The organism is Paenibacillus sp. FSL H7-689, from assembly GCF_000517905.1.
Classification (GTDB): Bacteria; Bacillota; Bacilli; order Paenibacillales; family Paenibacillaceae; genus Paenibacillus; species Paenibacillus amylolyticus.
On the sequence record NZ_ASPU01000066.1, the window covers coordinates 292,013 to 313,200 of the forward strand.

Annotated in this window: 20 protein-coding genes; 16 read left to right on the top strand and 4 right to left on the bottom strand. The window is 45.7% G+C overall.

Annotated features, from left to right (window positions below):
• Nucleotides 1–21 precede the first annotated feature (21 nt).
• Complete coding sequence (locus tag C170_RS29525; RefSeq protein WP_036617356.1) at nt 22–1,086, bottom strand: suppressor of fused domain protein; 1,065 nt, start codon at nt 1,084–1,086, stop codon at nt 22–24.
• A 147-nt stretch (nt 1,087–1,233) separates the two neighbouring features.
• Here C170_RS29525 and C170_RS29530 point away from each other — a divergent pair, with 147 nt between their 5' ends.
• From C170_RS29530 to C170_RS29555, 6 genes are all read left to right on the top strand, one after another.
• The gene (locus tag C170_RS29530; protein ID WP_051447477.1) at nt 1,234–1,527 is read left to right on the top strand and encodes an antitoxin Xre/MbcA/ParS toxin-binding domain-containing protein; all 294 of its coding nucleotides are present in this window, start codon (nt 1,234–1,236) and stop codon (nt 1,525–1,527) included.
• 287 nt (nt 1,528–1,814) lie between these two features.
• The gene (locus tag C170_RS29535) at nt 1,815–3,272 is read left to right on the top strand and encodes a glycoside hydrolase family 1 protein (protein ID WP_036617358.1); all 1,458 of its coding nucleotides are present in this window, start codon (nt 1,815–1,817) and stop codon (nt 3,270–3,272) included.
• A 135-nt stretch (nt 3,273–3,407) separates the two neighbouring features.
• The gene (locus C170_RS29540; RefSeq protein ID WP_036617359.1) at nt 3,408–5,090 is read left to right on the top strand and encodes an S-layer homology domain-containing protein; all 1,683 of its coding nucleotides are present in this window, start codon (nt 3,408–3,410) and stop codon (nt 5,088–5,090) included.
• A gap of 48 nt (nt 5,091–5,138) precedes the next feature.
• Nucleotides 5,139–6,563, top strand: coding sequence for a glycoside hydrolase family 1 protein (locus C170_RS29545; protein ID WP_036617361.1), 1,425 nt, complete (start codon nt 5,139–5,141; stop codon nt 6,561–6,563).
• A 233-nt stretch (nt 6,564–6,796) separates the two neighbouring features.
• Nucleotides 6,797–7,648 carry a BglG family transcription antiterminator LicT gene (licT, locus tag C170_RS29550; protein ID WP_036617363.1) on the top strand — a complete coding sequence of 284 codons (852 nt, stop codon included), beginning with the start codon at nt 6,797–6,799 and terminating at the stop codon, nt 7,646–7,648.
• A 128-nt stretch (nt 7,649–7,776) separates the two neighbouring features.
• Entirely contained in the window at nt 7,777–9,687 is a 1,911-nt protein-coding gene (locus tag C170_RS29555) for a beta-glucoside-specific PTS transporter subunit IIABC (RefSeq protein ID WP_036617365.1), read from the top strand.
• A gap of 72 nt (nt 9,688–9,759) precedes the next feature.
• On the opposite strand, the gene C170_RS29560 is transcribed toward C170_RS29555, so the two are convergent.
• A complete protein-coding gene (locus C170_RS29560) occupies nt 9,760–10,662 on the bottom strand; it encodes a LysR family transcriptional regulator (RefSeq protein ID WP_036617367.1) in 903 nt (300 codons plus the stop codon).
• Nucleotides 10,663–10,846: 184 nt separating this feature from the next.
• Here C170_RS29560 and C170_RS29565 point away from each other — a divergent pair, with 184 nt between their 5' ends.
• Nucleotides 10,847–11,434, top strand: coding sequence for an ankyrin repeat domain-containing protein (locus tag C170_RS29565; protein WP_036617369.1), 588 nt, complete (start codon nt 10,847–10,849; stop codon nt 11,432–11,434).
• 49 nt (nt 11,435–11,483) lie between these two features.
• Nucleotides 11,484–12,827, top strand: a complete 1,344-nt coding sequence (locus C170_RS29570; protein WP_235200860.1) for a uracil/xanthine transporter — start codon at nt 11,484–11,486, stop codon at nt 12,825–12,827.
• 75 nt (nt 12,828–12,902) lie between these two features.
• Here the strand turns inward: C170_RS29570 and C170_RS29575 are convergent, their stop codons facing one another.
• Complete coding sequence (locus tag C170_RS29575) at nt 12,903–13,280, bottom strand: PilZ domain-containing protein (RefSeq protein WP_036617371.1); 378 nt, start codon at nt 13,278–13,280, stop codon at nt 12,903–12,905.
• Between the two features lie 188 nt (nt 13,281–13,468).
• On the opposite strand from C170_RS29575, the gene C170_RS29580 reads away from it, so the two are divergent.
• The 7 genes from C170_RS29580 to C170_RS29610 all read left to right on the top strand — a co-directional run bounded on the left by C170_RS29580 (nt 13,469) and on the right by C170_RS29610 (nt 17,958).
• Complete coding sequence (locus C170_RS29580; RefSeq protein ID WP_036617374.1) at nt 13,469–13,936, top strand: DUF6386 family protein; 468 nt, start codon at nt 13,469–13,471, stop codon at nt 13,934–13,936.
• Nucleotides 13,937–13,964: 28 nt separating this feature from the next.
• Nucleotides 13,965–14,645, top strand: a complete 681-nt coding sequence (locus C170_RS29585) for a hypothetical protein (protein ID WP_036617377.1) — start codon at nt 13,965–13,967, stop codon at nt 14,643–14,645.
• Between the two features lie 28 nt (nt 14,646–14,673).
• Nucleotides 14,674–15,321 (top strand): SMI1/KNR4 family protein, encoded by a 648-nt coding sequence (locus C170_RS29590; protein WP_036617379.1) that lies wholly within the window; start codon nt 14,674–14,676, stop codon nt 15,319–15,321.
• A gap of 14 nt (nt 15,322–15,335) precedes the next feature.
• A complete protein-coding gene (locus C170_RS29595; RefSeq protein ID WP_051447478.1) occupies nt 15,336–15,662 on the top strand; it encodes a hypothetical protein in 327 nt (108 codons plus the stop codon).
• Nucleotides 15,663–15,698: 36 nt separating this feature from the next.
• The gene (locus tag C170_RS29600) at nt 15,699–16,100 is read left to right on the top strand and encodes a hypothetical protein (RefSeq protein ID WP_036617381.1); all 402 of its coding nucleotides are present in this window, start codon (nt 15,699–15,701) and stop codon (nt 16,098–16,100) included.
• Nucleotides 16,101–16,280: 180 nt separating this feature from the next.
• Nucleotides 16,281–16,829 (top strand): sigma-70 family RNA polymerase sigma factor, encoded by a 549-nt coding sequence (locus C170_RS29605; protein WP_307720268.1) that lies wholly within the window; start codon nt 16,281–16,283, stop codon nt 16,827–16,829.
• Entirely contained in the window at nt 16,819–17,958 is a 1,140-nt protein-coding gene (locus C170_RS29610; RefSeq protein ID WP_036617383.1) for a DUF4179 domain-containing protein, read from the top strand. The genes C170_RS29605 and C170_RS29610 overlap by 11 nt, the downstream gene beginning before the upstream one ends.
• A 119-nt stretch (nt 17,959–18,077) precedes the next feature.
• On the opposite strand, the gene C170_RS29615 is transcribed toward C170_RS29610, so the two are convergent.
• Nucleotides 18,078–20,063, bottom strand: coding sequence for a beta-galactosidase (locus C170_RS29615; RefSeq protein ID WP_081746084.1), 1,986 nt, complete (start codon nt 20,061–20,063; stop codon nt 18,078–18,080).
• A 114-nt stretch (nt 20,064–20,177) separates the two neighbouring features.
• Here C170_RS29615 and C170_RS29620 point away from each other — a divergent pair, with 114 nt between their 5' ends.
• On the top strand, nt 20,178–21,020 hold the full coding sequence (locus C170_RS29620; RefSeq protein WP_036617384.1) for an AraC family transcriptional regulator: 843 nt from the start codon (nt 20,178–20,180) through the stop codon (nt 21,018–21,020).
• The last annotated feature ends 168 nt before the right edge of the window (nt 21,021–21,188 follow it).

Consider the following 21,188-nt stretch of genomic DNA (forward strand, 5'->3'; position numbering starts at 1 on the left):
TTCCTCCTTGCTGCACAGTTCTCATCCAATCGTTTGAATGACGTGTCCTTCTTGGTCCTTGATTTCTGTTCTAACAATTTGAACGAGAATATGATCCAATGAAGTTATCTCGAATGTTCCTTCAAACGGGCGAAGGTTCTCTGCCAGCTTATCAACAATTTGTTTGTTCACCGTCAGGGTAACTTGTCTGTCCGATTCCAATACAGCTGGATGTTCTCCTGCTTCGAACAGAATATTAGTATCCGGTCCGATCAAGGATAGAGAGGCACCTTTCGAAATTCGGCTACGAAGGATGGTGCCAACTAATACGGCTTGTTTGGCTCCAAGCTGGAGTTTGGCCGGAACCGATTTTTGCAGCAATTTTTTGCGAGGAGATTCCCAAGCCAGTTGTTGTATGAATAAAAATGCTGTGCTGGACCCGTCCTGTTCCATTCCATCCTCAACCGCTTGTATAATCGAAGGAATATCTGCGTACGAATTTCTCATCAGATCCGTCACATATTTGGGCATGAACATGGAGGAGGCAGACAGGAAGCCACGAGCATTCCAGCTTTGAATCATTTCCAGTTCCCGACCTGTAATGCCAACCATCTGAATAAATTGCACTGAACCATTAGGCGTTGAGACCGCGGGTAGGTCCGGATCTTCAATAAACGAGAGAGCAGTCAGCAAAGTATCGGATTCCAGACAGATGGGGCCATTGGCGTCCATGTAATCCCCTGGCTGAAAGATATTTCCGCTGTTGAACACGTATCGTCCTACATTCTGTAACAGATTCAGCGCCCAGGCTGGCGGATCAGTCTCTGCTTCACTGCGTGTAAGACGAAAGGTGATTTCAAATCCATACCCGCTTTTGGATGCATCCTGCATCTCTTTTTCATATAATTCTGAGAAACCGTAGGTAACAAAATGCCAGTGAGGCATAGGTGTGTTCACCTCATAAACGCTAATGCCATCGAGTGGATCGGGACCTCCAAGAATATATGGAAGGGCAGTGCCGTAGTGTTTTGGCTCTTGTTCCCCATACAATTCACGCATGGATTGATCAATCGCATCCCAACCGGATGTGTTTTCTTCCTGAGTCATTATTGAATCCTCCTTGACTGTTCTTTCCCCCGAAAAACATTTAAAATTAAGTCTACCTGTTACAGAAACGGATTCAAGCGGCTTAAGGATGAATTGTGTCAGATAGGACTTGGGTGTTATTAATTGCAATTCAGGGAGTGAAATTACATGAGTATGAAAGGTATCTATTTAAAGGAGTTTAATCATACAAGCTGGGACTCATTTTCCGAAGGGTTTGAAGAACTTGGACAAAAGTTGGACCCCGCGTGGGTAGAACGTGCGCGATTACAAGGGATTCCGGCAGATATAAGTCGGGTGCTTTTGTGTGAAATGGGGGAGTACGTTTTTGAATGGATAGCGAAAGATATCCCGGCTTTAGGGGACAAAAGTCCCGCCGCTTACCTGGAAACGGAGGAGGGAGCGCAGGCATTAAGGGCAGCCATTATGCGTATGCCACGTTAATTTCTCCGATAAAGAGGTGTGCGAACGATCAGTTGATCCAGTGAAGTTGATTTTGCAAAATAGATATGTTACGCTTACATTACAAGAGCAAACACAACAGAATATGCAATAACATCTTTTGATGGATTGTAACTGTGAAGACAGGCAAAACCTAAACTGATGGTGAAATGAAAGCTCCTTTTTTGGTGCTATTTTACCTTGAGTTTAGGTTTTTCTTGTTTTCTGCTCTAAATTACAGTTTTTTACCTGGAAAAACCAAAATAAATTTCGAAAAGAGGTTGTTGTTCATGACCACGGCAAAAAAAGGATTCCCCGAAAACTTCCTATGGGGCGGCGCTACAGCTGCCAATCAATTGGAGGGTGCATTCGATAAGGACGGCAAAGGCCTCTCCACAGCGGACATGATCGCTCATGTTCCCAAAGAGAAGCGTACAGGCGGACATGCTATGGAAATTTCCTCTTCCCGAATCGAAGAGATCCTCTCCGGCAAATTTGAAGAACGTTTCCCGAAACGTTTTGGTATCGATTTCTACCATCACTTTAGAGAAGATATTGCATTGTTCGCTGAAATGGGCTTCAAAGTATTCCGTTTGTCCATTCACTGGGCACGTATTTTCCCGAACGGTTATGATCAAGAGCCGAATGAAGCAGGCTTGAAATTCTATGATGAAGTATTCGACGAATTGTTGAAATATGGCATCGAGCCGCTCGTTACATTGTCTCACTATGAGACACCGCTTGGCTTGACGCAAAAATATAACGGTTGGGCTGGCCGTGAAGTAATCCAGCACTATGTTCGATATGCAGAAACGGTGTTCAACCGTTATAAAAATAAAGTGAAATACTGGCTGACGTTTAATGAAATTAACGTCATGCTGTTCAGCCCTTACACTGGCGGCGGCATTCTGATCGATAAAGTGGACAACAAACTGCAAACCACTTATCAAGCGCTGCATCACCAATTTGTAGCAAGTGCATTGGTAACGAAGCTTGCTCACGAGATTATGCCTGGATCCCAAGTGGGTTGTATGCTTGCTCGTATGGAAACTTATGCAGCAACATGTAATCCGGTAGATGTTCGTCTGGCTCAACACGAGAATCAAATCAACCTCTTCTTCACGGACATGCATGCTCGTGGTAAATACCCGAACTACATGGCTCGTTATTTTGAAGAAAACGACATCGTGATTCAAAAAGAAGCAGGCGATGACGAGATCTTGCTGAACAATACCGTTGATTTCATCTCCTTCAGCTACTATATGTCCGTAACCAAATCTGCATCTGCAGACAAGGAAGAAACATCGGGTAACCTGACTGGCGGCGTGAAAAACCCTTATCTGGAAGCATCCGACTGGGGCTGGGAGATCGATCCGATCGGTCTGCGTGTAACCTTGAACAACTTCTGGGATCGTTACCAGAAACCATTGTTCATCGTAGAAAATGGTCTGGGTGCATATGACCGTGTTGAAGAAGACGGTTCGATCCATGACTCCTATCGTGTGGATTACCTGAGAAAACACATTGAACAAATGAAAGAAGCCATCAAAGATGGCGTCGATCTGATTGGATTTACAGCATGGGGCCCGATTGACCTTGTGAGCATGTCCACTTCCGAAATGTCCAAACGTTATGGTTTCATCTACGTGGATCTGGATGACGAAGGTAACGGAACACTCAAACGTTCCAAAAAGGATTCATTCGACTGGTACAAAAACGTAATCTCCAGTAATGGTGAGCAACTGTAGTTCTCACGTTTTCTGAGCGGGCAAACCTGATATAACAGTTAGTGTTTAATGGAATTTAATGTTCCTGAGGGCCTGCTGATTAGCGTTTGTCCGCTTTTTTATGTGCTGCAAACATTACATATGGAGGGATATCTTTTGAAAAGATGGAGTATGAACACAAAAAGTATGGGATGGATGCTTGCCCTGACACTAAGTCTGAGTGTGATCTGGCCAGCAACCGTTGGTGCGGAAAGCACCCAGGTTACTCAAATCCAGGCCAATACCTATGTTGGTGATCCTGGAGAGATGGTAGAGTCCTTTGACATTACTGTAGCGAATCCGGAGAAATATCAGAATCTGAAAGCTTCAGACTTCGAAATTACTGGCAATTATGATGGCTATCCTTTAAATGAAGCGGAAGAGATCATACAAAATGAGTATGAAGATGACGGAATAAAATTGACAATTACGGATCATACCATCCATATGGCGGTAAAGCCTTTTAAATATCCAGGTGGATATAAGTCAGCATTTGCAGTCAAAAGCAAGGCGTATCCTGAACTTTCTTTTGACGATAAAAATGTAAATGTAGTCAAAACGCGTACGGTCGATGAGTTTGAAAAAGGACAATTTACAGGCAGTAACGGTGCGAACTTGTCCTATCAACTGAAACGAAGCACGTCCGAAGAACCGAAGCCGCTCATGGTATGGCTTCATGGCGGGGGTGAAGTAGGTACGGATGGTAGAAGTCATCTTACGGCTAATCGTGGAGCAGTAGTCTGGACGGAATCGGGGTATGATACTTCCGTGCTTGCCGTACAATATCCTGAGAATTACAGCTTCAAAATCTATGATAACCCGGAGCAACTGGCCCAGATGCAGGCGTACTTCGTGGCGCAGTATGAGTTGATTCAGAAGCTGGTTGCTGAAGGTGAAGTTGATCCGAATCGGATCTATCTGTCTGGTGTTTCCAGTGGCGGTGGTGGTGCCTTCCGTTTCTTGACACAATATCCCGATCTGTTTGCTGGAGCGATTATTGTAGCGGCCAAGGATACGGTAGCGGATTACACCGGATCTGTTGAAGCATTCAAAAAAGAACTGAAAGATATTGTGGATGTCCCAGTATGGATTATGCATGCCAAAAATGATCCAACCACTGACAGCCGGACAAGCTCTTTGGCTTATCAGGCTTTGACTGAGCTTGGAGCCAAGCATGTCAATATGACGCTGTATGACGATGCATACATGGATAGCCAAAGACTGTACGGTGGCATGAAGCATTGGTCATGGGTACCGGCTTTTGACAACAAGGAAGTACTTGCCGACCTGTTCCAACTAAGCAAAGGTACTTCAGGGGAACAGGATGGAGGTAACATAGAACATGGAACAAAACCAACTGAGCCTGTGACAAGAGCGCAGATCGCCCTCGTGCTTGCCGACAAGTTAAATCTTCCTGAAGTATCCGAATCTGCTTACCCTTACACAGATTCTGCTCCTGAATGGGCTCGTCAGGCCATTGCAACAGTGACCAAGGCAGGGTTGATGAAAGGTGTCAGCAATCAGATATTTGCCTCGGGAGAGGAAGTAACACGTGCACAGATGGCAGTGATCGTAGACCATATTTTGACGAGTAGCGGCTGGAATGCTGCAGACGAGTCAACTGTAGTATTGTTCAGGGATTTGAATGATAAGCATTGGGCTTATGAAGCCGTTCAAAATAGTGCCAAAGCCGGTATTATGTCCGGTATGTCCAAAGATCAATTTGATTCATCGAAGTCGGTTACAGGTGCTCAGCTGGAGCTGATTCTGCAACGATTGGAACAATTGCCAACAAACTAAGTTCAATAACCAACTTTATAATGATAAATAATGAGAGGAATGATTGATATGACTACACCATTTCCGAAAGACTTCCTATGGGGCGGCGCTGTAGCAGCCAACCAACTTGAAGGAGCTTATAATACAGATGGCAAAGGTCTGTCTGTTCAAGATGTAATGCCACACGGGATTACAACGCCTAGAACGGAAGCACCTACAGAAGATAACCTGAAACTGATCGGTATCGATTTCTACAACCGCTACAAAGAGGATGTTAAACTGTTTGCTGAAATGGGCTTCAAAGTGTTCCGTACATCTATCGCTTGGTCCCGTATTTTCCCTAAAGGTGATGAATTGGAGCCAAATGAGAAAGGTCTGCAATTCTATGATGACCTGTTCGATGAGTGCCACAAATACGGGATTGAACCACTCGTAACGATCTCTCACTATGAGACACCGCTGCATTTGTCCAAAACATATGATGGCTGGGTTAACCGTAAAATGATCGATTTCTACGAGCGTTATGTAACAGTGCTGTTCAACCGTTTCAAAGGCAAAGTTAAATACTGGCTGACATTCAATGAAATCAACTCCATCCTGGAGGAACCATTCATGAGTGGCGGCATCTATACGCCAAAAGCTGAACTGTCCAAACAGGATCTGTACCAAGCGATCCATCATGAATTGGTAGCCAGTGCGTTAGCTGTGAAACTGGGTCATGAAATTATGCCTGAAGCCAAAATCGGCTGTATGGTACTGAGCATGCCTACCTATCCGTTGACTCCAAACCCGGATGATGTGGTTGCAGCGATGCATGCGGAACAGCGCAATGATATCTTTGCTGATATCCATGCACGTGGTTATTATCCGAAATACATTAATCGTTATTTCAAAGCGAATAATATCAATATTAAGTTTGAAGATGGCGATGCTGAAATTCTGAAGCATACCGTAGACTTTATCTCGTTCAGTTATTATGTAAGTATCTGTGAGACTGGTGATCCCGAGAAACGTATCGAAGGCAAAGGAAACCTGTTCGCAGGTGTGCAAAACCCTTATCTGAAAGCGAGTGAGTGGGGCTGGCAGATCGATCCGCAAGGACTGCGCGTAACCTTGAACAAATACTGGGACCGTTATCAAAAACCATTGTTTATTGTCGAAAATGGTCTGGGCGCAGTCGATGAGCTGATTACGGACGAAAATGGCAATAAAACGGTGAACGATGATTACCGTATTCAATACTTGAATGACCATCTGGTACAGGTTGGCGAAGCTCTTGAGGATGGCGTAGAAGTGATGGGTTATACGTCATGGGGCTGTATTGACCTGGTAAGTGCTTCAACAGCAGAGATGAAGAAACGTTATGGTTTCATCTATGTAGACCGCAACAATGACGGTTCAGGAACATTGGATCGTTACAAGAAAAAATCATTCCATTGGTACAAGGAAGTTATTAGTACAAATGGCGCAAGTCTTAAGAACAACAACGAGTAAATACTAGTTCTATAAGCATAGTTGTGCAAGCACCTTCTGATGTCACATTAACGCACATTAACCGCTTTCACAAAAACATTGTCATATGGATAATTATATGGTAAGATGGGCCTAAGGCTAATGAATACTGGATTGTTACTGTTCAATCAGGCAAAACCAGAAGCGGGGCATATTTCGTGACCTGCTTTGGTTTTGCCTTTTACTACTTTGACGGTGCAAGGTGATGTGAAGAAATGAAAATTGAGAAGGTGCTGAACAACAACGTAGTTACCGTAATTGATCCGGGAGGAAACGAACTGGTCGTTATGGGACGTGGAATTGCCTTCAAAAAGCATACTGGTGAATCGATTGACGAGAGTCTCGTCGAAAAAATATTCTCGCTTGAAAGTAAGGAAGTATCACAGAAACTTAAAACACTTCTGTCTGATATCCCGGTTGAATATGTCGAGTGCTCGGATGAGATTATCCGTTATGCCGAGACGGTGTTAGGTGAGAAGCTGCATGAAAGCATCTACATTTCACTGACGGATCATATTCATTTTGCCATTGATCGACATCGTCAAGGATTGCAGATCCGTAACGCATTGTTCTGGGAGATCAAGCGCATGTACCGGAAGGAATATGCCATTGGACTCAAGGCGCTACAGATTATTGAGGAAACATTAGGTGTCCTGCTACCCGAAGACGAATGCGCATTCATTGCAATGCATCTGGTTAATGCCCAGATGAACGGTGAGATGAGGGAAACGATCAGTATTACGAACATCGTTAAGGACATACTTAACATCGTAAGACGTAGCTTTGTGATTGAACTTGATGAAGATTCATTGAGTTATTATCGGTTTTTAACTCATCTGAAGTTCTTTGCCCAACGTGTGTTGCAAGGAACGGCGATTGAAGATAAAGAAGTAGATAATCCGCTTCATGACTTGGTGAGCAAGCAGTATCCGGAAGCACATGCATGTGCAGTAAGGATCAGTGACTATACGCGTAAGATCTATAATCGGGTATTGTCCAAGGAAGAAATACTGTATCTTACCATTCATATTGAACGGATTGTCAGAAATGAACAAACAATTGAATAAAGTTGGGATTGTTACTGCTAAAAAGGCAAAACCTAAACGTTGAATAATGATAAGCTTTTCTGCTTTGTCATTATTCAGTGTTTAGGTTTTTTTTTAACCTTCATTACACATAAAAGGAGCAAAACACAATGGATAAACAACAATTGTCCAAGGACATTTTGAAGCTTGTTGGTGGGGAAGAGAATATCGATCAAGTCACACACTGTATGACAAGACTCAGATTTAACCTGAATGACAACCAAAAAGCGGACAAAGCGACGCTAAAAAATACACCAGGCGTTATGGGCGTTATGGAGAACGGTGGACAGTTCCAGGTTATCATCGGTAACGATGTGCCTATCGTGTATAACGCACTCGTTGGCAACATGTCCAAATCACCAAACGCAGATAATGCAACCTCAAGCGCTTCAACTGGAGAAAAGAAAAAGAGAAATCCGATAAGTGCGTTGTTCGACTTCATCTCAGGTATGTTTACACCAATCCTGCCTGCGATTACAGGTGCTGGTATGATCAAAGGGATCGTGGCTATCCTTGTCGCACTTGGATGGTTGTCCAATACTAGTTCAACCTATATCATTTTGTCGGCAATTGGTGACGGTGCCTTCTACTTCCTGCCAATCATTCTGGCGATCAGTGCTGCACGTAAGCTGGGTAGTAATATGTATATTGCCGCGGCGCTTGCTGCGGGCATTATGCACCCGACCATTACAGCATTGCTGGCCGATGGTCATAACTCATCCTTTATGGGGATTACAGTCATAGCGGCAACGTATTCTTCTACAGTTATTCCAATTGTTCTGGCCGTTTGGATTGCTTCATATGTAGAGAAAGCCGTTGATCGTGTTATACATGCTTCACTTAAGTTACTCATTGTTCCAACAGTTACCTTGTTAATTATGGTTCCACTGACGTTGATGACAGTAGGTCCATTGGGTACGGTTCTTGGTAATGGTTTGTCCGGTGGTATTTCATGGTTGTTCGATAACATGTCCATCTTCGCAAGTATCCTGATTGGTGGTACGATGTCACTGCTGATCATTACAGGTATGCACTATGCGTTGCTGCCAATCGTTGTTGGTTCAATGACAACACTGGGTTACGACTTTATTATTCCACTGATGTTTGCAGCTAACTTGGCACAAGGTGGTGCAGCATTTGGTGTAGGTCTCAGATCGAGAAATAGCAAAACCAAATCCCTGGCCTATTCCACAGGTCTTACGGCTATTATGGGGATCACGGAACCAGCGATGTATGGTATCAACATGAAGTTCAAAAAACCATTTATCGCAGCTCTCAGCGGGGGTGCTATTGCTGGTGCATTCATGGGAATCTTCAATGTTAAATCGTATGTTATTACAGGACTTGCAGGTCTGCCGAGTATTGCGGCATTTGTCAGTCCAGCAATTAGCACATTGATTTATGCTTTGGTTGGTGGTTTGATTGCCATCGTAGCGGCAGCAATCATTACGTATATCTTGGGCTTCCAAGAAGAAAATGCATCGGAGCCAGTAGCTGCACCAGCAGCTGAGCCGGCAACACCAGCAGCAACAACTTCTGTTGCTGTAACTGAAGAAGCAAAAGCACAAGATGAGCAAGTATTCAGCCCGATCACAGGTGAAGTTAAACCGCTGAGCGAAGTGCCAGACCCTGCGTTCTCTGAAGAGATTATGGGTAAAGGATTCGCGATTCAACCATCTGAAGGTCGCGTCGTATCTCCGATCAACGGAACCGTGTTCTCGTTATCGAAGAGTGGACATGCCATTGGTCTGGTAAGTGATACAGGCGCAGAGATGTTGATTCATATCGGGATTGATACCGTGAAGCTGAAAGGTCAATTCTTCTCTCCTAAAGTTCAAGCAGGTGCGAAGGTTGCTGTAGGTGATGTACTGATGGAGTTTGACCGGGAACAGATCGAAAAAGCCGGTTACACAACGATTACACCAGTCATTATTACAAATATGCATCAGTATGAGTCGATTGAGTCTGCTGGTCGCACTACGATCAAAGAAAAAGACTTGTTGTTCACAGCTAAAGCTTAACCATAAAAATGAAACAGCAGCTTCACTGGAATGTAATCCGGTAAAGCTGCTGTTTTTTTTGCTTATAGCCTTTTACACGGGAAGCATACCCTGCACCAGTTGCACAAAGTGTTGTGCAGGCTTGGACAGATAACGGTTCTGCAGCCAGACCAGCGCCGAACCGACCGTGGAATGCTGATCCTGGATGCGATATACGTGGAATGGGTGCTCGTGATATAGGTGTAGTACCGTGTGAGGCACGATGGAACTGGCGAAGCCGAGTCGGACCAGCTCGAGTAACATATTAATGTCTGAGCACTCACCCATGATGGAGGGGGTAACCTGATGCTCCCGAAACTTGTCCAAAATTAGCTCGAACATACCGAGTCCTTCTGTGCTTGGAAGCAGTAGAGGGATACCTGTAAGCTGCTCAAAATAAGTCCCCATCTCCGCTCCTGGTCCCATCTCTGTCGGCCTTTCTAGTGGTATCGAAGAAATATAGAAGAGCGGCTCCTGTGGCAGATGCAGCACCTCATAACGTTCAGTCTGGACAGGCATGCGTACACAGGCAAGTTCAACTTTGCCATCTTCCAGCAATCGGCATAATTGCGCAGATTCATTTTGTTGAATTTTATAGGTAACCTGTGGGTGGGTGGTGCGAAACTGTTGCAGTGCTTGCGGGATCAGGCGATCCGATATGGTATTGATGCCGATGGCGAGTTTGCCCCGTATGCCGTGACGGAAACTTTGCATCTCCATTACAGCTTCCTCCATATATTTGGTCAAGGTAACCGCATAATCATAGAAGCTGCGACCCGCCTGCGTTAGTTCCATCATACGTCCTTTGCGTTCAAATAGAATCACGCCAAGCTCTTCTTCCATTAACTTAAGCTGCTGGCTTAGGGGTGGCTGAGCCATGTGAAGTCTTCGAGCTGCTGCTGTAATCTGTTTCTCCTCAGCAATGGCAATGAAATAGCGACATTGTTTGATATCCAAGTGGTTGTTCTCCTTCGCCTGCAATGTATATGTAATTCGTATGGAAAGGCAACAAAACATGTATTTTTAATATACTACGATCTTATGTTACCATACATTAGATTTGCATACCTGACTAACAGGGTTTGGTTTCTATATGAATATTACTGCATGAGAAAGACCTTGAATTGGAGGATAAAACAACGTGGTTAGAACAATACATGATGCTGCTCAAGCGGGCCATACCGATGAGGTCATTCGATTTATCACACAACAGGGTAACCGGTTGAACGAACGGGATACATTGGGGCGGACACCTCTGCTGGCAGCGGTGCACGGTAACAAGATAGACACGGCAAGGATGTTAGTGGACGCCGGAGCCGACATTAATCTTCGGGATGCACGATTGGACAACCTGCTGTTATACGCGAGTGCTGAGGGTATGTATGACATGGTCGAATTGGCGATTACAGCAGGTGCAGATACGAGGTTAACAAATCGTTTTGGCGGCACAGCTCTTATCCCAGCAGCGGATCGGGGCCATGTGGACATTGTGGAGCTTCTGCTGACACGCAGTGATGTGGATGTGAACCATATCAACAACCTGGGGTGGACAGCCTTGCTGGAAGCGGTCATTTTGGGAGATGGTGGGCCGCGTCACCAGCAGATTGTTGCCTTGCTTTTACAATATGGTGCAGATCCAAAGATTGCGGATCGGGACGGGATTACACCGCTTGCACATGCGAGCCGGCATCGGTATGCCGAGATGGAACGACTATTAACCCAAGTCTGAAAAGGCTATACATTTATGATACAGAACAGTGAAAGGATATTCCAAACGAATGAACAGACATCAAGAGCATTTTTTACAAAAGAATATGAAGGACGTATCTTCACTGATTTTGGCAGGTATACAGTGGTTTTTCTTCCTGTTTACCAATACCGTTGTTGTTCCGCTATCCATTGGACATAATTTTCATTTGTCTCCGGATGCCATCGCTACCTCCATGCAGCACGCATTTATCCTTACCGGAGCAGTGTGTATTCTTCAAGCCGTATTTGGTCATCGATATGCGATTATGGATGGTCCGTCAGGGTTATGGTGGGGATTGACGCTAAGTTTGACGGTATCTGCTTCATCGGCCGGTATGAGTCTGGAGCGTATTGGCGGTGGACTGGCTGCAGGTTTTCTGTTAGCGGGATTAACGATGGTGATTCTGGGCTGGCTGGGAGCGGCGCAAGTGCTGCAAAAGCTGTTTACACCCATGGTGAAGAGTGCCATGTTGTTTCTAATGACGATTCAATTAACCATGAATTTTTTCAAAGGTATGATTGGATATACGGAGTTTGGCCGCTTCAATCTGCCTGTTGCCGCATTGTCCGTTGTCATTGCATTTTTGGTGGCATGGATTCAATTAAAGGGTAGGGGGAAACTGGGGAACTACGCGATCCTGATTGGGATTGTGGCAGGCTGGATCGCTTATAGTCTATTGTTTCCTGGACAACATAGCGGACAGCCGAATCAGGCCCCGGCTGGTCTCGAACTGTTTCCGTGGGGAGCGCCCAGATGGGAACCGGGTATTGTCATTACTGCATTTTTCGTGGGACTGGTGAACATGACGAATTCGATCACCACATTAAGCACAGTTGAGAAACTATACCGGACAGAAACAACAAGTCGTCAGTATAGGCATTCCTATGCGCTAACGGGTCTGTTCACGATGTTGTCAGCCTGTGTAGGTGTGCTGCCCTTTGGTTTATTTGCATCATCGATCGGGTTCCTGGAGAGTACTCGCATTCTGCGTCGTGCTGCCTTGATTATTGGAGCGGGGATGTTATGTGTGATAGGTCTTACACCTTCAGTGACAGCATTTTTTGCACAAATACCACCAAGCGTCGGCAGTGCGGTTTTGTTCGTGGCTTATCTTCAGATGTTCGGCACGGCACTTAGAACGCTTGAAGGTACGACGTTTAATTCTAAAACGATCTATCGTGTAGCGTTGCCGGTCCTCACGGGAGTTGCGGTCATGAATATTCCTGCGGAGGCCTTTCAAACTTTGCCCATGTACCTCATTCCGATCATAAGTAATGGTCTCGTCATAGGGGTATTGGTTTCACTGGTTCTTGAAAAAACCGTGAACTGGTCCAAAATGGAACAACCAGCGACAGTTAGTAAAGCGGCATAAAGAGTTTCATCTTGCGACAGTCCAATTTGATTGGGCTGTTTTTTTGTTTTTGTTACAGGTTTTAAGGCTATTTAACTATTTCACGATAATTTTGCCTTGTCCTGCAAGCATTCGCATCTCTCTAGAGAGACGGTCCTGGTTCCCATCCTGCATTTCGAGTTGAACACCATAGTGCCATGAGGTATTTTTTTCTTGACCCCAGCGGAGAGTGCCTTCCATATATAGAGGGTCTTCAAAAAGCAGCATATTCATTCCAATCCGAATATCGTTATTCTCTACAGGAAGGGATAGCGGAAATGACAGCTGACAGCCGGATCGACTGATGTCACAGAGTTCAGCCTGAATGGGCTTGGCTGGCGCGTTAACCCCGTTGATGCTGAGAATATAGATCTCAAAGTGGATCGGTTCCTTCAATGTGTATCGAAAGGGTTCTTTTCTATTGTTAATTGACATGGCTTGGCTTCCTCCATCAGGTTCAAAAAAAGTCAGTTATGCTTATATCGACCATTTGGAGCGAGAAATGAAGAGTTGCGCAAGCAGAGATGGTCCATGGGTTCCTTTTACACGTGTATCAGGCTTGATATAATGATGGAATATATTTCTGAGGTCAGACTTGGATCAGACAGAAGGGACGGGTGAATATGAGAGGAACATTTCAAATGGTTACAGATACGGCAACATTGTGCCTGTATGATCTGGCAGCGTTAAAACATCGGCTTGAGGATACTTCGGACTGGTGGTCCATTCCAGTGGATGAGCTGGCTGAGGTGAATGCAGGTCATTGTCTGTTCTTGAATCTGGGTGCGGATGGAGTGTATGAGGTGGAATGGAGCCTGGAGGATGTGGAGGAGGATTCAGATCCAGATCACGCAGCGGAACGGGAAAAGGTGTATCATCTGCAAGTTCCGTCTGGGCACGTCTATCTGGGAGCGGCGGATGATGTCACTGGCGGTGAATTGGAGCCGGATGAGACGTGTGAAGGGGTTCTGTTTCAGTTAAAGCCGGGAAATTATGCGTGTATCGTCTCCAGAGAAGCCAGTCGGATCACCATTGTCATGACACCAAGTATTCAGGGAAATAACACGCTGGATGAATTAATCCGGATATAGTGTACATATACGAACAGGAGGGATTCATATGCAGGAATGGAACGAGATAACAATGATGAATGCAGATGCCCTGCGTAAACAAATGAGAATGCTCGCTGCGTTGGATATCATCTTTTCGGAGGAAAAATGGTTACGCGTACATCATTATGAAGCTGAACTTCAGCCAGGTGTGGCATGGGGAAGCATCAATAACGGCGCAGGTGATCATCTGCATGTCTTGTTTACGAACTCAGGCACGTTGATCAAAGGATTTGATCATGAGTCACCTTTAAGCCCGCATGCTCGTGAGGATGGTGAGATCTACCCGGGCATGTACGATGAAGTACCGGAGACGTTGATGGCTGTACTGCGAGATCAGGAGGAAACATTGGATCTGGAGGATGTGACCTTTTGCCTATGGCAGGAAGGGGACGACTTGCCATGGGAGGTTGGTAATTGGATTCAGATGGCGATGGCCGAGGAAGACAAAGCGGACGCCAGAGGTGGCGCAGAATTTTTACTGGGATATTTGGAGAAGAACCCGGTAGATTACGTTGATTGGGCCAAAGGGTACTATGACTTGCCGGATCTGCCGTTGGAAGCCGTAGCTGATGTATATGAAGGAAAACCGGTGACCGCCAGACTGATTAAGCAGTTGTGTCCTGAGCGAGATGTGGCAGCCTCACTGGATGAGTTACAGCAACGCGGGTACGCCGTGGAACAAACGTAATGGAGTAGCAAAGGAGGGAAGTTAGGCCATGTACAGTGTACAACTGGAACGTATGCGTGAAAAGTTGATCACTCTCCGAAGTCTGGACCCGGATCTGGAGCTGTTTGGTGCAGAAAACCATGAATATGAAATGGCGTCTGTGTGGACCCAGAAGGATATTACGCAATTTGAACAGAAATGGCGAATTGAGTTGCCGGAGGACTATAAGGTATGGCTTCTTCATATGGGAACGGGTGGTACAGGACCTTATTATGGTCTGGAAAACCCGGATGATGGCGTATACGCTGTGCTGGGTTATAATGATGAGCTGAATGCGATCTCGGACCCTTTCCAATTCACGGAAGCATGGAACTGGAACTATGACTGGTTCGATGATAGCAAGGAAGAAGAGGAATGGGAAGCGCTGGAACATGAATATTTTGATCCAAAATGGTCGGCAGGCATGCTGCGCATCAGTGATTTTGGCTGTGGCATCTCCATGAATCTGATTGTTAAGGGAGCCTCCTACGGAGAGATCTGGGTTGATGACCGGGCTAACCGCAATGGAATCTATGCTGATCAGTATTGGGGCAATACGAATCGATTACATTTTCTGGACTGGTACGAGTTGTGGTTGAATCGTTCGATCCATCAAATGCATGAACAAAAGCAACAATCTGGAGCGAACGAAGTCTGAAGGAGGTTGTACATATGGGCTGGGAATATGGGATTAGAACAACGGAGCCTGCGATTTTACCTGAAGCCGTGAAGTGTTTGGCAAGTTCATTAAAATTTACCGAAGTGTATAGTTTGGAACACCAAGCCAACGGCTTTGTATTGAAACGTGAAGATCCTTCCTGGCCTAGAGCCCTTGAAGTGTGGATAGAAAAGGCTTCCGGGTTAGAAGAGATTGTGGATGGGGATTCGTATATCTACTGTTTGTTTCATATCTGGGGTGAAGAGGCGCGGAGCTGGATGCATCAGATGGAGCAAGAAACCAGACAGGTTGATGGTGGTTTAATCTGGTTTGAACTCTGAGCGGTAAGAGATTTGCCTGAAACAGGAGGAGCATATATGGCTAAAAAATCAAAGAGAACAATTCCTGCGCTCATGTATCAGTATCAAGATCCACAGCGGAATGTGGGTTTTGTTTTATCCCCTTTATATATAGAAGAATCGGTTGAAGTAGAGATGGAAGACATGCTGTTCATATATAATGAAGACTTTGACTATATTCGTCCCGCATTGGATCGCACATTTCCCTTAACTGACCCGCGAACTGGAGAAGAGATGAAGGCACTTGATCCCTGCTGGGAGAATCCGATTACGAAGGAAGTGTGGGTGGGGATTTTATCAGAGCTGGATCAACAGGTGGTTGCAGAGCCAGAATTACGGATTTTTTTGAATCGGTTCACCACTTGGGTGAGAAATCATCTGCAATTGGCCGACGGGATCGAAGTCACCGGCAATTTGTAAGTTAGTTGATCTTGGATTGTTCATGCGTGTACGTAATTCAGTATATCGGCGGCCGAATTTTTACGTAATCAAGCTCCCTCATGATGATGGCGGAGCTTTTTATGATGAACAAATATTAAAAACCGTTTGCTTCACTCACCCGTCTTATACCACAGAAAGAGAGAGAAGGAGGGATGCGGGGTGGAAACAAAAGCAGAGATGAACCAGAGGATCTATGTACAGACCGAAGACGAGACGGCATTTGTGCAATCTATTATGGAACATCAAGATACGCTCATTTCCATTGCCTACAGTTATCTGCGTAACCAGCAAGATGCGCTGGAAGCGGTACAGGAGATGACGTGCCGAGCTTGGATCAAACGTCGTACGCTGAACAATGAGAAGGCGTTCAAGTCTTGGATCATTCGGATTCTGATCTATGTCTGCATCGATGAACAGAGGCGCCGCAAGCGGGCAACACCTCTGGCGAAGGAGGATATGGAGGACAGTATTCCGGCATCATGGATGATTAGCGTTGACGATAATCGAATCGCTATGGAATCTCTTTTGCAAAAGGTGAAACCGAAATATCGCCATGTATTATTGCTGAAATATTATAACGACATGACACTGACGGATATTGCCTCCATCCTCGGCAAACCGGAAGGGACGATCAAGACCTGGCAGCACAAGGGGCTCCAGCAGTTGCGCAAGTTGATGAGGAATAGGAGGGATTGGCATGACCACTAACCCGGAGGAGAAAGCACTTCTTGCAGATGCATATCAGGTGAAAAGAGAGAAACAGCAATGGAATCCGGCGGATACGACTGTTGCAATTCAACGTGGTCTCGCGATGGCCAGAACAAAAAGATCAGGTAGGACCTTTCGTGTCAAATGGATCACGGCAGTGCTGGTCACGGTTCTGGCTGCGGGTTGGTTTCTCTTAGGTCCGCTTGGGAGTTATGGTCAAGAGCAGGCAACATATACTGAGCCTGTGACCCATTGGGGAGTACTTGAACCCTTTCGTGAGTTGGCAACCGATGTGGAAAAAACCACGATAACATCAGCAATTAATAATGGGTATGTGCAACTTGTAGATCAGACGGTTACATCGGGCATATATGCGTTTACTGTGAATGCAGTTATGGCAGATGAGAATAGAATAACGGTATTGTATACTGCCAAAACGGATGCTTCGCAGGAGATGTATTCGACTGTCAATATGAAGATGACGGATGCATTGACAGGCGATTTGCTTGACAACGGAAGCTCAGGCGGTGTGTATTTTTCGAAGGATAAGCATATAGTGTATGGTCGAAGTACAATTGATCGAAATCGAAATAAACCATTGCCTGATCAAGTGAATCTACAATTCCAGCTGTCTTCAGTTGTACCAGATGTGGTGGATTATACAGGCAACGGGGAGAAGGAACGAAAATATCAATTCTCCAAAAAAATGAATGTTTCTTTCCCTCTGGATCCCAAGTTTTCTATCCCCAAAACGGAAGTCATTAACGTTAATCGGACTTTTACTCTTGGAGGGTATGAGGTCTTTTTGTCGGAGGTGGAGGTGTCTCCGTTGGTAACTCGGGTCAAATTTGTCCGTGCACCTGATCAAGAAATTGATTACAAAACGAAGTTGTCGCTCAACGAGATTGTTCGGCCTATCGAGATCATTTCGACCTCCCGTAATGGGAAGCAGACCAAGTTATCCATGGTAGGTGGAAGCGGATCGGAAGATGGAATGATGTATTCTTTCAGTAGCAATCTGTTGGACCATCCAGAGTCCATGGTATTAAAACTTAGTGGTAAACCAGATAAGGTCTATGATGATTTGCAGGAAGCCAAGAATGATGAACTGGAAATCAAAATCAAATAAGATGAACTAACTGGCAATACTCTTATTCAGATTAGGTGTTAGTGAAAGCAAAGAAGGGATGTCCCTCAAGGTCGTAAGCCTTGTGAGACATCCCTTTTTAAATATGAAAACGGCTGATCTTATACAGTTAAAATATCTACTCCCAGAGCTGGAAGGGTCAACTTCTGATCCAACCTCTCGCTGGTCAACAAGCTGCGATAAGGAACGTCCAGCGTAATCTCTCGTTGCTCATTCGTCAAATTGATCAGAAACAGGAAGTTTTGCTCCCCCTTCGTTCGAATCGACAGCTCGACACCTTCCGGCAACTGGATTTTGGCCGCCAAATCCTTTTCCTTCAATATGCCTTCAAACAACTGATAGAAATACGATGGCTCCGGCCAAGTGCCGACATAATACACTTCACCTTCACCAAACTTATTGACAGTAACTGCCGGTACACCCTCGTAAAAGTCGTTGTCATACCAGGCGATCGGCTCTGCCCCTCGCAGTTCCAGTAGATCACACCATTGCTTCGCAGCGAATGTCTTGCCCTCCGCGTTCCGTATCCGATGCTCACTGTTGCCGATGGCATCATATTCACTTACGACAACACCCGCCGCTTCACCCAGTAGCCCCGGCAGAGGCAACATCTCACATACATTCCTCATGTTCTTCACGCCAGTCCGATTGGTAAGGACAACCGTACCACCCTTGGCTGCGAATCGCTCCAGCCGCTGTGCTACTTCTTCACTTAACAGGAAGAGGGAAGGGACAATGACCAGCTTGTACCCATCGAGCTCCTCAGTCCAGTTGATAACGTCTGTACCGACGCCCATTTTCAGAAATGCATTATGCATAGAGGACAAGTTGTCTAAGTAGTGCATTCCCCCTTCCGCCTGCGGCTGAAGGGAAAGCGCTGTGTGCTGATCATGCGAATGCAGAATAGCAACCTGGGTAACAATGGTTGAGTCGGCCAAGAGTTCTCCTAACTGGTTCACCTCGCGAGTAAGTTCCGCGAACTCCCTGAACCTGCGTCCAGGAACATTGCTGTGGTCGATCAGCCCATGCCAGAACTGTTCCGCTCCGACGGTAGCACTCCGCCAGCGAAAATGGACAACCATATCCGCACCGCGAGCGATTGTCTGCCAGGAGCGAGCTCGGATCAGTCCAGGATAGGGCGTGCGCTGAATCGGCATCCAGGCGCCCTGTGCCCCGCTGAGTTGTTCCATTACCCAGAAATTCCGGCGTTTGATGCCGCGAACCAAGTCCAGCGTAAGCGCTCCGTTCCTCGGAAACCGATCGCCATAATCGCGATACAGCTCATTCGGATAATAATCAACAGAGACGAAGTCCAATTCGTTGTGCATATCATAATAGTCCAGGCTATTCGGATATTGCCACATGTTATGCGTCACAAATTGGCCTGGACAGTTACGGCGTAAAATCTCAAGCTGCCATCCCAGCAGATAGCCTACGCTGTCAGAACAAAATCGCTTGTACTCCAGAAGATAGGAAGGATTCATCGGTTTGCTGGCACCGAGTGGCGTTGTTACCTCAGCCCAGCTGCTGTACTCACCACTCCAGACGACCGTACCCCACTCCCGGTTCAACTCCTCCAGATTGGAATAACGCTTTTGCAGCCAAGCGACAAACGAACGATTACATGTATCACAATGGCATTCCTGGTAGTGCATCTCGTTATCGATTTGCCAGCCAATAACGGCGGGATGCTTAGCGTAGCGCTGTGATATCGCTTCCACAAATTTGGAGCCCAGCATTCTCAAGGAAGGGCTGTTGTTGCAACGATGTCCACGCACACCTGGCCGAATGATGTGGCGTTGTTCATCCATGGGTAGCACATCCGGATAACGGGTTGTCATCCAGTTTGGCGGGGTATTGGTGGGAGTGCATAACACAATTTCCATACCACTCGAAGCGAATACTTCTATGGCCGCATCCAGCCATTCAAACTGATAATTACCCTCAGTCGGTTCCATTCGGCTCCAGGCGAACTCCGCCATTCGCACAACTGCAACCCCTGTCTGTTGCATAAGTATGGCATCTTTCTCCCATAACTCCGGGGTCCATTGCTCTGGATAATAATCAATTCCGATCTTAATTGTCATCCTGTGATCTCCTTTATTTATCAATATATTGCGATTATATGTTATATTAATTCGAGTGAATATCTTAAATAATTAATATGATATAACAATATTAAGATTAGGAGAGTTAGCCGTATGCCTCATCCCAATCGTAATTTTCCGGTGTTATCTTCCCGAGACAAGCTGCTCCCTTTTTATTTACTTGGCATCGGCCTGCATCATGAACAGGAGCATATACGCCGAGACCAAGGCATTGAGGATTATCAGTGGATACAATGCCGCAGCGGTGTGGGTAAGCTCAAGCTCAGTGAAACGGAACATATCGTCAAGCCAGGTATGGGCATGCTGTTATTCCCTGGACAGAAGCACGAATACTATGCGCTATCCGACAGTTGGGAAGTCGACTGGATCATTTTCGATGGCAACGGGTCAGCAAGCTTGTTTGAAACCGTTGGCATTGTCGACACATGCGTATACACGCTTGCACAACCTGAATACCTTCTATCCCGAATGCGGGAGTTGCTGCAAGCTGCCTTAACACCACAAGAGCAGACATTAAGCAATTACGCCTGCTCCGCCATTCTCTATACCTTATTGACAGAGATTATTCAACGCGTATCTGTTGAGGGCAGCGATACGGTCGGGCAGCAGTATGAGCGATTAAAACCGGTTCTGGACTATATTGAACAGCATTATGCTGAAGAGATCACTTTGCCAACGCTGGCTGGATTGATCTGTGTCACACCAGAATATTTCTGTCATTTGTTTAAGAAAACGACAGGTATTCGTCCCATCAGCTATGTTAATCAGGTAAGAGTCAACAAAAGCAAGGAACTGCTGCTCGATAATGTGCAACGCGGGATGGAGGATATCGCTCGTCAAGTCGGTTTCGAATCGACCAGCTATTATGGAGCCATCTTCAAGAAGCTGGAACGAATCACACCTGGCGCCTTCCGCCGCAGCTATCAGAAGTCGTGACATATTATTATCCGCAAGCGAATGGTTTTTCGTCAGAGGCTTTAGGAACTGATCCAAGGGTGGATCAGTTCCAAGTTGGATCACATAGTACTCGTTAATAGAGCCGCTAATTAGCGGCTCTATTTTGTGTAAAAAAATGGCCTGGTTTTACGTTTTTTCACTATATCT

Coding starts and splice junctions, on each gene's coding strand:
- C170_RS29525 (WP_036617356.1), bottom strand. CDS start 1,086: ATGACTCAGGAAGAAAACACATCCGGTTGGGATGCGATTGATCAATCC.
- C170_RS29530 (WP_051447477.1), top strand. CDS start 1,234: ATGAGTATGAAAGGTATCTATTTAAAGGAGTTTAATCATACAAGCTGG.
- C170_RS29535 (WP_036617358.1), top strand. CDS start 1,815: ATGACCACGGCAAAAAAAGGATTCCCCGAAAACTTCCTATGGGGCGGC.
- C170_RS29545 (WP_036617361.1), top strand. CDS start 5,139: ATGACTACACCATTTCCGAAAGACTTCCTATGGGGCGGCGCTGTAGCA.
- licT (WP_036617363.1), top strand. CDS start 6,797: ATGAAAATTGAGAAGGTGCTGAACAACAACGTAGTTACCGTAATTGAT.
- C170_RS29555 (WP_036617365.1), top strand. CDS start 7,777: ATGGATAAACAACAATTGTCCAAGGACATTTTGAAGCTTGTTGGTGGG.
- C170_RS29570 (WP_235200860.1), top strand. CDS start 11,484: ATGAACAGACATCAAGAGCATTTTTTACAAAAGAATATGAAGGACGTA.
- C170_RS29575 (WP_036617371.1), bottom strand. CDS start 13,280: ATGTCAATTAACAATAGAAAAGAACCCTTTCGATACACATTGAAGGAA.
- C170_RS29580 (WP_036617374.1), top strand. CDS start 13,469: ATGAGAGGAACATTTCAAATGGTTACAGATACGGCAACATTGTGCCTG.
- C170_RS29585 (WP_036617377.1), top strand. CDS start 13,965: ATGCAGGAATGGAACGAGATAACAATGATGAATGCAGATGCCCTGCGT.
- C170_RS29590 (WP_036617379.1), top strand. CDS start 14,674: ATGTACAGTGTACAACTGGAACGTATGCGTGAAAAGTTGATCACTCTC.
- C170_RS29595 (WP_051447478.1), top strand. CDS start 15,336: ATGGGCTGGGAATATGGGATTAGAACAACGGAGCCTGCGATTTTACCT.
- C170_RS29600 (WP_036617381.1), top strand. CDS start 15,699: ATGGCTAAAAAATCAAAGAGAACAATTCCTGCGCTCATGTATCAGTAT.
- C170_RS29610 (WP_036617383.1), top strand. CDS start 16,819: ATGACCACTAACCCGGAGGAGAAAGCACTTCTTGCAGATGCATATCAG.
- C170_RS29615 (WP_081746084.1), bottom strand. CDS start 20,063: ATGACAATTAAGATCGGAATTGATTATTATCCAGAGCAATGGACCCCG.
- C170_RS29620 (WP_036617384.1), top strand. CDS start 20,178: ATGCCTCATCCCAATCGTAATTTTCCGGTGTTATCTTCCCGAGACAAG.